10 protein-coding genes and 1 riboswitch are annotated in these 13,859 nt (G+C 74.6%); of the genes, 9 read left to right on the forward strand and 1 reads right to left on the reverse strand.

Annotated features, from left to right (window positions below; translation table 11 throughout):
• Positions 1–50 precede the first annotated feature (50 nt).
• Entirely contained in the window at positions 51–749 is a 699-nt protein-coding gene (locus tag CP969_RS10240; protein WP_016826849.1) for a class II aldolase/adducin family protein, read from the reverse strand.
• A 257-nt stretch (positions 750–1,006) separates the two neighbouring features.
• Between CP969_RS10240 and CP969_RS10245 the strand changes: the two genes are divergently transcribed.
• From CP969_RS10245 to cobI, 9 genes are all read left to right on the forward strand, one after another.
• On the forward strand, positions 1,007–2,251 hold the full coding sequence (locus CP969_RS10245; protein WP_016826848.1) for an inorganic phosphate transporter: 1,245 nt from the start codon (positions 1,007–1,009) through the stop codon (positions 2,249–2,251).
• Between the two features lie 31 nt (positions 2,252–2,282).
• Positions 2,283–2,504 (forward strand): hypothetical protein, encoded by a 222-nt coding sequence (locus CP969_RS10250; RefSeq protein ID WP_004989801.1) that lies wholly within the window; start codon positions 2,283–2,285, stop codon positions 2,502–2,504.
• Between the two features lie 155 nt (positions 2,505–2,659).
• Positions 2,660–2,800, forward strand: a riboswitch (cobalamin riboswitch).
• A gap of 131 nt (positions 2,801–2,931) precedes the next feature.
• Positions 2,932–3,873 (forward strand): cobalamin biosynthesis protein, encoded by a 942-nt coding sequence (locus tag CP969_RS10255; RefSeq protein WP_016826847.1) that lies wholly within the window; start codon positions 2,932–2,934, stop codon positions 3,871–3,873.
• Positions 3,870–5,405 (forward strand): cobyric acid synthase, encoded by a 1,536-nt coding sequence (locus tag CP969_RS10260; protein WP_016826846.1) that lies wholly within the window; start codon positions 3,870–3,872, stop codon positions 5,403–5,405. The genes CP969_RS10255 and CP969_RS10260 overlap by 4 nt, the downstream gene beginning before the upstream one ends.
• Entirely contained in the window at positions 5,402–9,055 is a 3,654-nt protein-coding gene (gene cobN, locus CP969_RS10265; protein ID WP_039831249.1) for a cobaltochelatase subunit CobN, read from the forward strand. Before CP969_RS10260 ends, cobN begins: the two co-directional genes overlap by 4 nt.
• Positions 9,052–11,055, forward strand: a complete 2,004-nt coding sequence (locus CP969_RS10270) for a putative cobaltochelatase (protein ID WP_016826844.1) — start codon at positions 9,052–9,054, stop codon at positions 11,053–11,055. The genes cobN and CP969_RS10270 overlap by 4 nt, the downstream gene beginning before the upstream one ends.
• Positions 11,055–11,654 carry a cob(I)yrinic acid a,c-diamide adenosyltransferase gene (gene cobO / locus CP969_RS10275; RefSeq protein WP_016826843.1) on the forward strand — a complete coding sequence of 200 codons (600 nt, stop codon included), beginning with the start codon at positions 11,055–11,057 and terminating at the stop codon, positions 11,652–11,654. The genes CP969_RS10270 and cobO overlap by 1 nt, the downstream gene beginning before the upstream one ends.
• Positions 11,648–13,111 (forward strand): cobyrinate a,c-diamide synthase, encoded by a 1,464-nt coding sequence (locus CP969_RS10280; protein WP_016826842.1) that lies wholly within the window; start codon positions 11,648–11,650, stop codon positions 13,109–13,111. Before cobO ends, CP969_RS10280 begins: the two co-directional genes overlap by 7 nt.
• Positions 13,108–13,839, forward strand: a complete 732-nt coding sequence (gene cobI / locus CP969_RS10285) for a precorrin-2 C(20)-methyltransferase (RefSeq protein ID WP_004989783.1) — start codon at positions 13,108–13,110, stop codon at positions 13,837–13,839. Before CP969_RS10280 ends, cobI begins: the two co-directional genes overlap by 4 nt.
• The last annotated feature ends 20 nt before the right edge of the window (positions 13,840–13,859 follow it).

Raw genomic sequence — 13,859 nt, forward strand, 5'->3', positions numbered from 1 at the left:
GGGATCACCCGCCGGGGCGACGGGCCCGCCGGGGCGCGCTCCGGCGGGCTTCACCCCCGCTGCCCGTACCCCCGCAGGCGCTCCGCCGCCTCCGCCACCTGCTGCGGCGACAGCAGGTGCGGGGACAGGCCCGGGACCGACGAGGCGGTCAGCCAGACGCGGCACATCCACTCCAGCTGGGCCGTGCGGTCGTAGGCCTGGGCGAGGGTCGTGCCGTGGGTGACGGTGCCGTGGTTCTGCAGGAGGCAGCCGGTGCGGCCGTCGAGGGCGCGGAGCATGTTCTCGGCCAGTTCGTCCGTGCCGTAGGTCGCGTAGCGGGCGACCCGGACGGGGCCGCCCAGCGCCGCGGCCATGTAGTGGATCAGCGGCAGCTCGTCGACGAGCGTGGAGACGGCCGTCGCGTGCACGGCGTGCGTGTGCACGACGGCGCGCGCGCCGGTCGTCCGGTGGACGGCGAGGTGCAGGGGCAGCTCACTGGTCGGGACCAGCGAGCCGAGGACCTGCCGGCCGGCGAGGTCGACACCGGTCACGTCGTCCGGCGTCAGCCGGTCGTACGGCACTCCCGACGGGGTGACCAGGACGGTCCCGCCGACCCGCACCGAGACGTTGCCGGAGGTGCCGACGACGAGTCCGTCAAAGACGGTCCGGCGCGCGGTCTCGACGAGTTCCGCCCAGGCCCGCGCCTCCTCCTCGCGCACCCGGCGCCCGGCGCCCGGCGCCTCCCGTCCGTCCCACCGCTGTCCTGCCATGCCGCGATCCTGTCAGGCGGCACGCTCCCGGGTGACGGAAACCACTTCGGCGGTCCACTCGATCGGCTGAAGAGGCCTCAGCGGGCCGCTCGGCGCCCCAGCACGGGGCCGTCCGCCGGACACGGCGGCGGTTGCGCCGTCCGGCGGAGCAACCACCCCCTCTTACGGTCACCGTGATGCCCATTCCAGTTCATCTTCCGTTCACCCTGGTTACCTACGTTCGTCCAGCCAATGACCTCGAACGAATGCCTGGGTAAATGGAAAGCTTCTCGCTGATCCTCGCGATTGTGGTGGTGACCGCACTCGCGTTCGATTTCACGAACGGTTTCCACGACACCGCGAACGCGATGGCGACGACCATTTCGACCGGTGCGCTGAGGCCCAAGGTCGCGGTGGCCATGTCCGCCGTGCTGAACCTCGTCGGTGCCTTTCTGTCGGTCGAGGTCGCCAACACGATCTCCAAGGGCCTCGTCGACGAGGCCGGCATCCGTCCCGAGGTCATCTTCGCCGCCCTGGTCGGCGCGATCCTCTGGAACCTCCTCACCTGGCTGGTCGGCCTGCCGTCCAGCTCCTCGCACGCCCTCATGGGCGGTCTGATCGGCGCCACCGTCGCCTCCGCCGGCGTCGGCGCGGTGCACGGCGACGTCCTGGTCACCAAGGTGCTGATCCCCGCGATCGCCGCCCCGCTGGTCGCCGGCGTCGCCGCGATGCTCGCGACCCGGCTCACCTACCGGATGGGCAAGAAGGCCGACGGCGAGGCCGCCGAGAAGGGCTACCGCGCCGGCCAGATCGCCTCGGCCGGTCTGGTCTCCCTGGCCCACGGCACCAACGACGCCCAGAAGACGATGGGCATCATCACCCTGGCCCTGGTCGCCGGCGGCGCCCTCGCCCCCGACTCCGACCCGCCCCTGTGGGTCATCGTCTCCGCGGGCGTCGCCATCGCGCTCGGCACCTACCTCGGCGGCTGGCGCATCATCCGCACCATGGGCAAGGGCCTGACCGACCTCCAGCCGCAGCAGGGCTTCGCCGCCCAGACCAGCGCCGCGACGGTCATCCTGGCCTCCTCCCACCTCGGCTTCTCGCTGTCCACCACGCACTCCGTCTCCGGTGCCGTGATGGGCGCCGGCCTGGGCCGCAAGGGCGGTGTCGTCCGCTGGTCGACGGCCACCCGGATGTTCGTCGCCTGGGGCCTGACGCTGCCCGCCGCCGCCCTGGTCGCGGCGATCGCCGAGTGGATCTGCGGCTTCGGTTCCTGGGGCACCGCCGTGGTGGCCGTCTTCCTGGTCGTCTCCAGCGCGGCGATCTGGAAGATCTCCCGGCGCGAGATCGTCGACCACACCAACGTCAACGACACCGACGCCTCCGGCGAGGAGCCGTCCGGCGTGGTGACCCAGGCGGTGGCCGCCGTGACCCCGCCCCCGGCCGGCACCGTGACCGACGAGTTCGCGGCCGCCTTCCCGGAGCAGGTGGCCACCGACCCGCCGACCAAGACGACCGTCTGACCGCGACCCGGCACGAAGGAAGAAGAGCACCATGCAGATCGACTGGGCGGCCCTCGGTTCCGTCTTCGGCGTCAGCCTCGTGGTCACCGTGGCCCTGGTGGGCCTGTTCACCCTCGGCATCGCCGGTCTGTCCCACCGCGACCGGGCCGCCGCCCAGGGCCGGCCCGCGGCCCTGGCGGTCACCGGCGCCTACACCTGCTTCGCGGCGTGCGCGGCGGCGGTGGCGTACGGGATCTCCCTGATCATGGCCTGACCGCGGGTCGTCTCCGTCCGACGGGCGGTGCGGGGGCTTCGGCCCCGCACCGCCCGTCCGCGTGCGTTCGCGGCTCCCGCCCGCCGTTCCCCCACCGGCGCACCTCTGTGGGCCTCGGCACACTTCAGCCTCGCAGGTCAACGGCAAGTTGACGGTTCTTCCACGGCCGTGGTGGACTGCCTCAGCCAATACGGCGGCAGGAGAGGAAGCCGGTGAGAGTCCGGCGCGGTCCCGCCACTGTCACCGGGGCGTTCGCCCCGGGAGCCAGGAACTCTCGCCGCCGGTCTCGTCGAGCCAGGGCGTGGACACCCTGAGTGAGGACACAACGCCATGCGCGGCTGCCTGTTGAGGTCGACCAGCGACGCTCCGCCCCGTCCCGGGGCCCCTCGCACCGGAATTCCCGCCGGATCCACGACCGGCTGACCCCATGGGTGCCGATCGCGTGTTCGCGTACGGCGCCGCCGCCGGCCTCCTCGGCGACCTGCTGCTCGGCGATCCCCGCCGCGGGCACCCGGTCGCCGCTTTCGGGCGGGCCGCGGCTGCCGTGGAACGGGTGCTGTGGCGGGACGACCGGGGCCGGGGCGCGGTGCACACCGCCGTCTGCGTCGGCGGGGCCGTCGCGCTGGGAGGTCTGGCCGCCCGCTGCGTGCGGTCCTCCCCCGCCGCCTCCGTCGCCCTGACCGGTGCCGCCACCTGGGCCGTCGTGGGCGGGACGTCGCTGGCCCGCGAGGCCCGGGCCGTCGGGCGGGCCCTCGAGGCCGGGGACGTCGAGGCGGCGCGGGTGCGGCTGCCCCACCTGTGCGGGCGGGACCCGCAGGCGCTGGACGCCGACGGGATCGCCCGCGCGGTGGTGGAGTCCGTCGCCGAGAACACCTCCGACGCCGTCGTCGGCGCGCTGGTGTGGGGGGCCGTCGCCGGGGTGCCGGGCCTGCTCGGCTTCCGGGCCGTCAACACGCTGGACGCGATGGTCGGCCACAAGTCCCCCCGCTACCGCCGCTACGGCTGGGCCTCCGCCCGCCTCGACGACGTGGCCGGGTGGCCGGGGGCGCGGCTGACCGCCGTGCTCGCCGCGCTCACCGGACCGGACCCGCGCGGGGCCGTGCGGGCGTGGCGGGCGGACGCAGCCCTGCACCCGAGCCCCAACGCCGGCCCCGTGGAGGCGTCCTTCGCGGGCGCGCTCGGCGTGCGGCTCGGCGGGACGCTGTCCTACGGCGGGCGGACCGAGCACCGGCCCGTCCTCAACGGCGGCGGCCGGGCGGTGACCGTGCGCGACATCGACCGGGCGGTACGGCTCTCGCGACGGGTCGGCTGGCTCGCGCTCGGCGTCGGTGCCGCCGCGCGGCTCGCCGTGAAGGGACGTGCGGCGTGAACGGTGGGGGTCTGCTGGTCGCCGGGACCACCTCGGACGCCGGCAAGAGCGTGGTGACCGCCGGGATCTGCCGGTGGCTGGTGCGGCAGGGCGTCAAGGTCGCGCCGTTCAAGGCGCAGAACATGTCGCTGAACTCGTTCGTGACGCGCGAGGGCGCCGAGATCGGGCGGGCGCAGGCCATGCAGGCCCAGGCCTGCCGGATCGAGCCGACCGCGCTGATGAACCCGGTGCTGCTCAAACCGGGCGGGGAGCGCAGCAGCCAGGTGGTGCTGCTGGGCCGGCCCGTCGGGGAGATGAGCGCGCGCGGCTACCACGGAGGACGTCAACAGCGGCTGCTGGGCACGGTGCTGGACTGCCTGGAGCAGTTGCGGGACACGTACGACGCGGTGATCTGCGAGGGGGCCGGGAGCCCGGCCGAGATCAACCTGCGCCGCACGGACATCGTGAACATGGGCGTCGCCCGGAACGCCGGGCTGCCGGTCCTGGTGGTGGGCGACATCGACCGGGGCGGCGTCTTCGCCTCCTTCTTCGGCACCGTCGCCCTGCTCTCCCCCGAGGACCAGCGGCTGGTCGCCGGGTTCCTGGTGAACAAGTTCCGCGGCGACGTGTCGCTGCTGGAACCCGGACTGGAGATGCTGCACGGCCTGACCGGGCGGCGGACGTACGGCGTGCTGCCCTTCCGGCACGGGCTCGGCATCGACGAGGAGGACGGACTCAGGGTGTCGCTGCGCGGCGCCGTACGGGAGTCCGCGGTGGCCGCGCCGGTCGGTGAGGACGTGCTGCGGGTCGCCGTGTGCGCGGTGCCGCTGATGTCCAACTTCACCGACGTGGACGCGCTCGCCGCCGAACCGGGGGTCGTGGTGCGGTTCGTGGACCGGCCCGAGGAACTGGCCGACGCCGACCTCGTGGTGGTGCCCGGGACCCGCGGCACGGTGCGGGCGCTGCAGTGGCTGCGCGAGCGCGGACTCGCGGACGCGCTGGCGCGGCGGGCCGCCGGGGGACGGCCCGTGCTCGGGATCTGCGGCGGCTTCCAGCTCCTCGGCGAACACATCGAGGACGACGTGGAGAGCCGCCGGGGGCACGTGGACGGCCTCGGGATCCTGCCGGTGCGGGTGCGGTTCGCCCGGGAGAAGACGCTCGCCCGGCCCACCGGGCAGGCCCTCGGCGAGCGGGTCGAGGGGTACGAGATCCATCACGGGGTCGCCGAGGTGACCGGCGGGGAGACGTTCTTCTCCGACGACCGGGGACACGGCCTGGACGGCTGCCGGGTCGGACAGACCTGGGGCACGCACTGGCACGGCTCGCTGGAGTCGGACGGCTTCCGCCGGGCCTTCCTGCGCGAGGTGGCCGCCGCCGCGGGACGCCGCTTCACGCCCGCCCCGGACACCTCCTTCGCCGCGCTGCGCGAGGAGCAGCTCGACCGGCTCGGCGATCTCATCGAACAGCACGCGGACACGGACGCGCTGTGGCGGCTCATCGAGTCGGGCGCGCCGCAAGGACTGCCTTTCATTCCACCGGGAGCGCCCGCATGAGCACTGTGTTGTTGTTGTCGACCGCCGACACGGACCTGCTGGCGGCCCGTGCCTCCGGCGCCGCCTACCGGATCGGCAACCCGACCCGGGTGGACGTGGCGGAGGAACTGCCGGCGCTGCTCGACGGCGCGGACCTCGCCGTCGTACGGCTGCTGGGCGGCAAGCGGGCCTGGGAGGACGGGCTCGCGGCGCTGAAGGCGTCCGGGGTCCCGGCGGTGCTGCTCGGCGGGGAGAGCGTGCCGGACGCGGAGCTGATGGCCGAGTCGACGGTGCCGGCCGGAGTCGTGGCGGAGGCGCTGCGCTACCTCGTCGAGGGCGGCCCGGACAACCTCACCGAGCTGGCCCGGTTCCTGTCGGACACCGTGCTGCTGACCGGCGAGGGCTTCGAAGGGCCGCGGAAGATGCCGGAGTACGGCGTCCACGGCACCCGCGCCCTGGAGCCGGGGCGCCCGACCGTCGGCGTGCTCTTCTACCGGGCCCACGAACTGAGCGGCAACACCGCCTTCGTGGACACGCTGTGCGACGCGATCGAGGCCCGCGGGGCCAACGCCCTCCCGGTGTACTGCGGTTCGCTGCGCGGTGCCGACGCGGAGCTCTACGCGCTGCTGTCGCGGGCCGACGCCCTGGTCGCCACGGTGCTCGCGGCCGGCGGCACGCACGCCTCGCAGGCGTCGGCGGGCGGGGACGAGGAGGCCTGGGACATCGGGGCGCTGGCCGATCTGAACGTGCCGGTGCTGCAGGGCCTCTGCCTCACCTCCTCGCGCGCCGCCTGGCAGGAGTCCGACGCCGCCCTGTCCCCCATGGACGCGGCGATGCAGGTCGCCATCCCGGAGTTCGACGGGCGGCTGATCACGGTCCCGTTCTCCTTCAAGGAGCAGGGCCCGGACGACGTCCCGGTCTACGTCGCCGACCCGGAACGGGCCGCACGCGTCGCCGGGATCGCCGTACGGCACGCCCGGTTGAAGCACAAGCCGAACGCCGAGAAGAAGCTCGCGCTCGTCTTCACCGCGTACCCGACGAAGCACTCGCGCGTCGGCAACGCGGTCGGCCTGGACACGCCCGCCTCGGCGGTGCGGGTGCTGGACGCGCTGCGGGACGCGGGGTACGGGGTGCACGGGTACCCCGACAACGGCGACGAGTTGATCCACCGGCTCATCGAAGCGGGCGGCCACGACGTGGAGTGGCTGACCGAGGACCAGTTGGCCGCCGCGCCCGCGCGGGTGCCACTGGCGGACTACCGGGCCTGGTTCGAGAAGCTGGACCCGGAGCTGCGGGAGGCGATGACCGAGGCGTGGGGCGAGCCGCCGGGCTCGCTGTACGTCGACGGCGACGACATCGTGCTGGCCTCCCTCCAGTTCGGGAACGTCGTCGTGATGATCCAGCCGCCGCGCGGCTTCGGCGAGAACCCGATCGCCATCTACCACGACCCCGACATGCCCCCGTCGCACCACTACCTGGCGGCCTACCGGTGGCTGGAGAACAGCTTCGGCGCCGACGCGATCGTGCACATGGGCAAGCACGGCACCATGGAGTGGCTGCCGGGCAAGGGGCTGGGGCTGGGCGCCGGGTGCGCGCCGGACGCGGTGCTCGGCGACCTGCCGCTGGTCTACCCGTTCATCGTCAACGACCCCGGCGAGGGCACCCAGGCCAAGCGGCGCGGGCACGCCACGGTGGTCGACCACCTCGTCCCGCCGATGGCGCGCGCGGACACCTACGGCGACCTGGCGAAGCTGGAGCAGCTGCTCGACGAGTACGCGCTGGTCTCCGACCTGGACCCGGCGAAGGCCCCGGCGGTGCGCGCCCAGATCTGGACGCTGGTGAAGGCCGCCGAGCTCCACCACGACCTGCACGTCGACGAACAGCCGGGCGACGACGACTTCGACGAGTTCGTCATGCACATCGACGGCTACCTGTGCGAGATCAAGGACGTGCAGATCAGGGACGGCCTGCACGTCCTGGGCGGCGGGCCCGTCGGTGAGCCCCGGGTGAACCTGGTGCTGGCCGTGCTGCGCGCCTCGCAGGTGTGGGGCGGGCAGGCGAACGCCCTGCCGGGCCTGCGGGCCTCGCTGGCCGAGCACTTCGGACTGGTGGAGAAGGAACTGCTGGCCGAGCCCGGCGCCCCGGTGAAGGCGCCGGTGGAGCTGACGGACCTGGTGGACGGCCCCGCGCGCACCGCCTCCGACGCGATCGACCTGCTGGAGCAGCTGTGCCGGCGGATCGCCCAGGGCATGGAGGAGCGCGGCTGGGCGGCCGCGGAGGGCCCGGCCCTCGTGCGGGAGGTGCTGGGCACCGGGCTTCCGGACGCGGAGGCCGTGGTGGAGTTCGCCTGCACCGAGGTCGTGCCGCGGCTCGCGCGCACGAGCGACGAGATCGGGCACATCCTCCGCGCGTTGGACGGCGGTTACGTCCCGGCGGGACCGTCGGGCTCGCCCACCCGCGGGCTGGTCAACGTGCTCCCCACCGGGCGGAACTTCTACTCCGTCGACCCCAAGGCGATTCCCTCGCGGCTGAGTTGGGAGGTCGGGCAGTCGCTGGCGGACTCGCTGGTGCAGCGGTACCTGAGCGACACCGGTGAGTACCCGAAGTCCGTCGGCCTGACGGTGTGGGGGACGTCCGCGATGCGCACCCAGGGCGACGACATCGCCGAGATCCTGGCGCTGCTCGGGTGCCGGCCGGTGTGGGACGACGCCTCGCGCCGGGTGACCGGCTTCGAGGTGGTTCCCCTGGAGGAGCTGGGCCGGCCGCGCATCGACGTCACGGTCCGCATCTCCGGGTTCTTCCGGGACGCGTTCCCGCACGTGGTGGGGCTGATCGACGACGCGGTACGGGCGGTGGCCGAGCGGGACGAGCCGGCCGACCGGAACTTCGTGAAGGCGCACGCCGACGAGGACACCGCCGAGCACGGCGACCGGCGCCGGGCCACGGCCCGCGTCTTCGGCTCCAAGCCGGGCGCGTACGGTGCCGGTCTGCTGCCGCTGATCGACGCCCGCAACTGGCGCTCCGACGCCGACCTCGCCGAGGTGTACGCGGTGTGGGGCGGCTACGCCTACGGGCGCGGGCTCGACGGGCGGGCGGCGCGCGGGGACATGGAGACGGCGTTCCGCCGGATCGCGGTGGCGGCGAAGAACGTCGACACCCGGGAGCACGACCTCGTCGACGCGGACGACTACTTCCAGTACCACGGCGGCATGGTCGCCATGGTCAGGCACCTGACCGGCGCCTCACCCGAGGCCTACGTCGGTGACTCCGCCACTCCCGACCAGGTGAAGACCCGCACGCTGGGCGAGGAGACGCACCGGGTGTTCCGCGCCCGGGTGGTCAACCCGCGCTGGATGGCGGCGATGCGGCGGCACGGCTACAAGGGCGCCTTCGAGATGGCGGCCACCGTCGACTACCTGTTCGGGTACGACGCGACCGCCGGGGTCGTCGACGACTGGATGTACGAGAAGCTCAGCGCCGAGTACGTCTTCGCCCCGGAGAACCGGGACTTCATGAAGAAGTCCAACCCGTGGGCCCTGCGCGGCATCACCGAGCGGCTCCTGGAGGCCGCCGACCGCGGACTGTGGGCGGAGCCGGACGCCGACACGCTGGAGAGGCTGCGCGCCACCTACCTGGAACTCGAAGGCGATCTGGAGGGCGACGACAAGTGACCACCCCCTTTCCGTTCACGGCGGTCGTCGGTCAGGACGACCTGCGCCTGGCGCTGCTGCTGAACGCGGTGAGCCCGGCCGTCGGCGGTGTGCTGGTGCGCGGCGAGAAGGGCACCGCCAAGTCGACGGCGGTGCGGGCGCTCTCGGCGCTGCTCCCGAAGGTGGCCGTGGTCCCCGGCTGCCGTTTCTCCTGCGACCCGTCGGCTCCGGACCCCGGTTGCCCGGACGGTCCGCACGAGAGCGGCCACGGTACGGCGCGGCCCGCCCGCATGGTCGAGCTGCCCGTCGGCGCATCCGAGGACCGGCTCGTGGGCGCGCTGGACATCGAGCGGGCGCTGGCGGAGGGCGTGAAGGCGTTCGAGCCCGGCCTGCTCGCCGACGCGCACCGCGGAATCCTGTACGTCGACGAGGTCAACCTCCTCCACGACCATCTCGTCGATCTGCTGCTGGACGCGGCGGCGATGGGCGCCTCCTACGTCGAACGCGAGGGCGTCTCCGTACGGCACGCGGCCCGGTTCCTGCTGGTCGGCACCATGAACCCCGAGGAGGGCGAGCTGCGGCCGCAGCTCCTCGACCGGTTCGGGCTGACCGTCGAGGTCGCGGCCTCGCGCGAGCCCGACCAGCGGGTGGAGGTCGTCCGGCGGCGGCTGGCGTACGACGACGACCCGGCCGCCTTCGCCGCCCGCTGGGCCGACGAGGAGGCCGCCGTACGGGCGCGGATCGTGGCCGCGCGGGAGCTGCTGCCGCAGGTGCGTCTGGGCGACGGGGCGCTGCGGCAGATCGCGGCGACCTGCGCGGCCTTCGAGGTGGACGGCATGCGGGCCGACATCGTGATGGCGCGCACGGCGACCGCGCTGGCGGCCTGGGCCGGGCGGACGGAGGTGCTGGCGGAGGACGTGCGGCAGGCCGCGCTGCTGGCACTGCCGCACCGGCGCCGGCGGAACCCGTTCGACGCGCCGGGACTGGACGAGGACAAGCTCGACGAGACGCTGGAGGAGTTCGGCGACCCGGGCGAGGGCGACGACGACCCCGATCCGGGGCCGGGCGGGCCCGGTGGGCGGCCGGCGCCCGAGGACGGCCCCCAGGGGGGCGACACCGCCGCGCGGCCCGAGGCCGGTGAGGACGGGGAACCGCAGGCGGGGCCCGGCGCCGGGGAGCAGACGGCCGTACGGGCCGGGGAGCCGTTCCGGACGAAGGCGCTGAGCGTGCCGGGCCTCGGCGAGGGTGCTGCCGGGCGCCGTTCGCGGGCACGGACGGAGCACGGGCGGACCACCGGGGCCCGCCGGCCCCGGGGCGCGCTGACCAAGGTGCACCTGGCCGCCACCGTGCGGGCGGCGGCGCCGCACCAGCGGGCCCGGGGGCGCGGCGGTCCGGGGCTGGTCGTCCGGCGGGACGATCTGCGGCAGGCGGTGCGCGAGGGCCGCGAGTCCAATCTCGTGCTGTTCGTGGTCGACGCCTCCGGGTCGATGGCGGCGCGGCAGCGGATGAGCGCCGTGAAGGGCGCCGTGCTGTCGCTGCTGCTGGACGCCTACCAGCGGCGGGACAAGGTGGGGCTGGTGACCTTCCGGGGGTCGGCGGCCGATGTCGCGCTGCCGCCGACGTCGTCGGTGGACGCGGCGGCGGCGCGGCTGGAGTCGCTGCCGACCGGCGGGCGCACCCCGCTGGCGGCCGGGCTGCTCAAGGCGCACGACGTGCTGCGGGTGGAGCGGCTGCGCGATCCGGCGCGGCGTCCGCTCCTCGTGGTGGTGACGGACGGACGGGCCACCGGCGGCCCGGAGCCGGTCGCGCTGGCCGGGCGGGCCGCGCGGCTGTTCGCGGCCGGGTCGGTCGCATCCGTGGTCGTGGACTGCGAGTCGGGTCCGGTGCGGCTGGGGCTCGCCGGGCAGTTGGCCGGTGAGCTGGGCGGTACCGCGGTGACGCTGGACGAGCTGCGGGCCGACTCGATCGCCGGGCTGGTCAGGGACGTGCAGGGAGCCGGTGCTTCGAGGAGGGCCGCGTAATGCCGAAGGGACAGCCGAGCGTCGTACCGGACGACGGACTGACGACCCGTCAGCGGCGCAACCGGCCGCTGGTGGTCGTGCACACCGGGGTCGGGAAGGGCAAGTCGACGGCCGCGTTCGGGCTGGCGCTGCGGGCCTGGAACCAGGGGTGGCCGATCGGGGTGTTCCAGTTCGTCAAGTCGGCCAAGTGGAAGGTCGGCGAGGAGCGGGCGCTGCGCGTGCTCGGCGACTCCGGCGAGGGCGGGACCGTCGCCTGGCACAAGATGGGCGAGGGCTGGTCCTGGGTGCAGCGCGACGCGCAGATGGACAACGAGGAGAAGGCCCGGGAGGGCTGGGAGCAGGTCAAGCGGGACCTGGCCGCCGAGACGTACCGGCTGTACGTGCTGGACGAGTTCGCCTACCCGATGCACTGGGGGTGGGTCGACACCGACGAGGTCGTGTCCGTGCTGCGGGACCGGCCGGGCACCCAGCACGTGGTGATCACCGGGCGGAACGCGCCGGAGGAGCTCGTCGGCCTCGCCGACCTCGTCACCGACATGTCCAAGGTCAAGCACCCCATGGACGTCGGACAGAAGGGGCAGAGGGGCATCGAGTGGTGACCCCGTCCCCGTCCGTGCCCCGGCTGGTGATCGCCGCGCCCTCCTCGGGCAGCGGCAAGACCACCGTCGCCACGGGGCTGATGGCCGCGCTCGCCGCGCGGGGGCTCGCCGTGTCCCCGCACAAGGTGGGCCCGGACTACATCGACCCCGGGTACCACGCGCTCGCCACCGGGCGGGTGGGGCGCAACCTCGACGCGTACCTGTGCGGGCCGGAGCTGATCGCTCCGCTGTTCCTGCACGGGGCGCGCGGGTGCGACATCGCCGTGGTCGAGGGCGTGATGGGGCTGTACGACGGGGCCGCCGGGGAGGGCGAGCTGGCGTCCACCGCGCAGGTGGCGAAGCTGCTGCGGGCGCCGGTGGTGCTGGTCGTCGACGCGTCGTCGCAGTCGCGGTCGGTGGCGGCGCTGGTGCACGGGTTCGTGAGCTGGGACCCGGAGGTGCGGGTCGGGGGCGTGATCCTGAACAAGGTCGCGTCGGACCGGCACGAGGCGCTGCTGCGGGAGGCGCTGGACTCCGTCGGGGTGCCCGTGCTCGGTGCGGTGCGGCGGGCCGGGCAGGTCGCCGTGCCGTCGCGGCACCTGGGGCTGGTGCCGGTCGCCGAGCGGCGGGCCGCGGCGGTGGACGCCGTCGCGGCGATGGCCGCGCGGGTGGAGGCCGGGTGCGACCTGGAGGGGCTGGTCGCACTGGCGCGGGGCGCGGGTGCGCTGCCGGGCGCGGCCTGGGACGCGGCCGGGGCTCTGACCTCCCCGCCCCCGCCGCCCCTTCCCGTCCCGGCCTCCGGGGGCTCCGCCTCCCACGCCCCCGGCCGGCACCGCACTCCCCCGGGCTCTTCGCACGGGGAGGCGTCCCCGGACGGGCCGGTGGTGGCCGTGGCCGGCGGGGCCGCGTTCACGTTCTCCTACGCCGAGCACGCCGAGTTGCTCGTCGCCGCCGGGGCCGAGGTCGTCGTCTTCGACCCGCTGCGGGACGAGCGGCTGCCCGACGGTGTGCGCGGGCTGGTGATCGGTGGCGGGTTCCCCGAGGTGTACGCCGCCGAGCTGTCCGCCAACGAGCCGCTCAGGAAGGCGGTGGCCGCCCTCGCCGGGAGCGGGGCGCCCGTCGCCGCCGAGTGCGCCGGGCTGCTGTACCTGTGCCGGGAGCTGGACGGCCTGCCCCTGTGCGGGGTGCTGGACGCCTCCGCGCGGATGTCCGAGCGGCTGACGCTGGGCTACCGGGACGCCGTGGCCGTGACCGACGGTGCGCTGGCCGCCGCCGGGACGCGGATGCGCGGGCACGAGTTCCACCGGACCGTCGTGGAGCCGGGGGCCGGGGCCGCGCCCGCCTGGGGGATACGGGCGCCCGAGCGGCGCGTCGAGGGTTTTGTACAGCACGGGGTGCACGCGAGCTACCTGCACACGCACTGGGCGTCCGCGCCCGGTGTCGCCCGTCGGTTCGTGGAAGGGTGCCGGACGTCATGAGCAGCAGGCTGATCGGGGTCGGGGTCGGGCCGGGCGACCCGGAACTGGTGACCGTGAAGGGCGTGAACGTCCTGCGCGCGGCCGAGGTCGTCGTCGTGCCCGTGATGGACACCGGTGAGCGGGGGCGGGCCGAGGCGACCGTGCTGCACTACGTGCCCGCCCGGAAGGTGGTCCGGGTGGTGTTCGCGCTGAACGAGCGCACCGACCGGGCGCGCCGGGAGGCCGCCTGGGACGCGGCCGGGGAGCGGGTCGCCGGGCTGCTGCGGGAGCACGGGTCCGTCGCCTTCGCGACCATCGGGGACCCCAACGTGTACTCGACGTTCACGTATCTCGCCCAGACCGTCGCGGAGTCGGTGCCGGGGACGGTGGTGGAGACCGTGCCGGGGATCACCGCCATGCAGGATCTCGCGGCGCGGTCGGGCGCGGTGCTCACCGAGGGGACCGAGCCGCTCACGCTGGTGCCGGTGACCGCCGGGGCGGCCGTGCTCAAGGACGCCCTCGCCGGGCCCGGGACCGTCGTCGCGTACAAGTTCGGGCGGCAGGCGGGCGAGGTGGCCGAGGCGCTGCGGGAGACCGGGCGGATCGGCGACGCGGTGTGGGGGTCGGCGCTCGGGCTGCCGGAGGAGTCGGTCCGGCCGGCCGCCGAGCTGGACGGGACGCCCCTGCCCTACCTCTCGACGCTCATCGCGCCGCCGCGGCGCGACGGCGGGCGGGGCGGCAAGCTGTGAACCGGACGAGCCCGCGCGGG

Origin of the sequence: Streptomyces viridosporus T7A (assembly GCF_008704515.1) — a bacterium.
GTDB lineage: Bacteria > Actinomycetota > Actinomycetes > Streptomycetales > Streptomycetaceae > Streptomyces > Streptomyces viridosporus.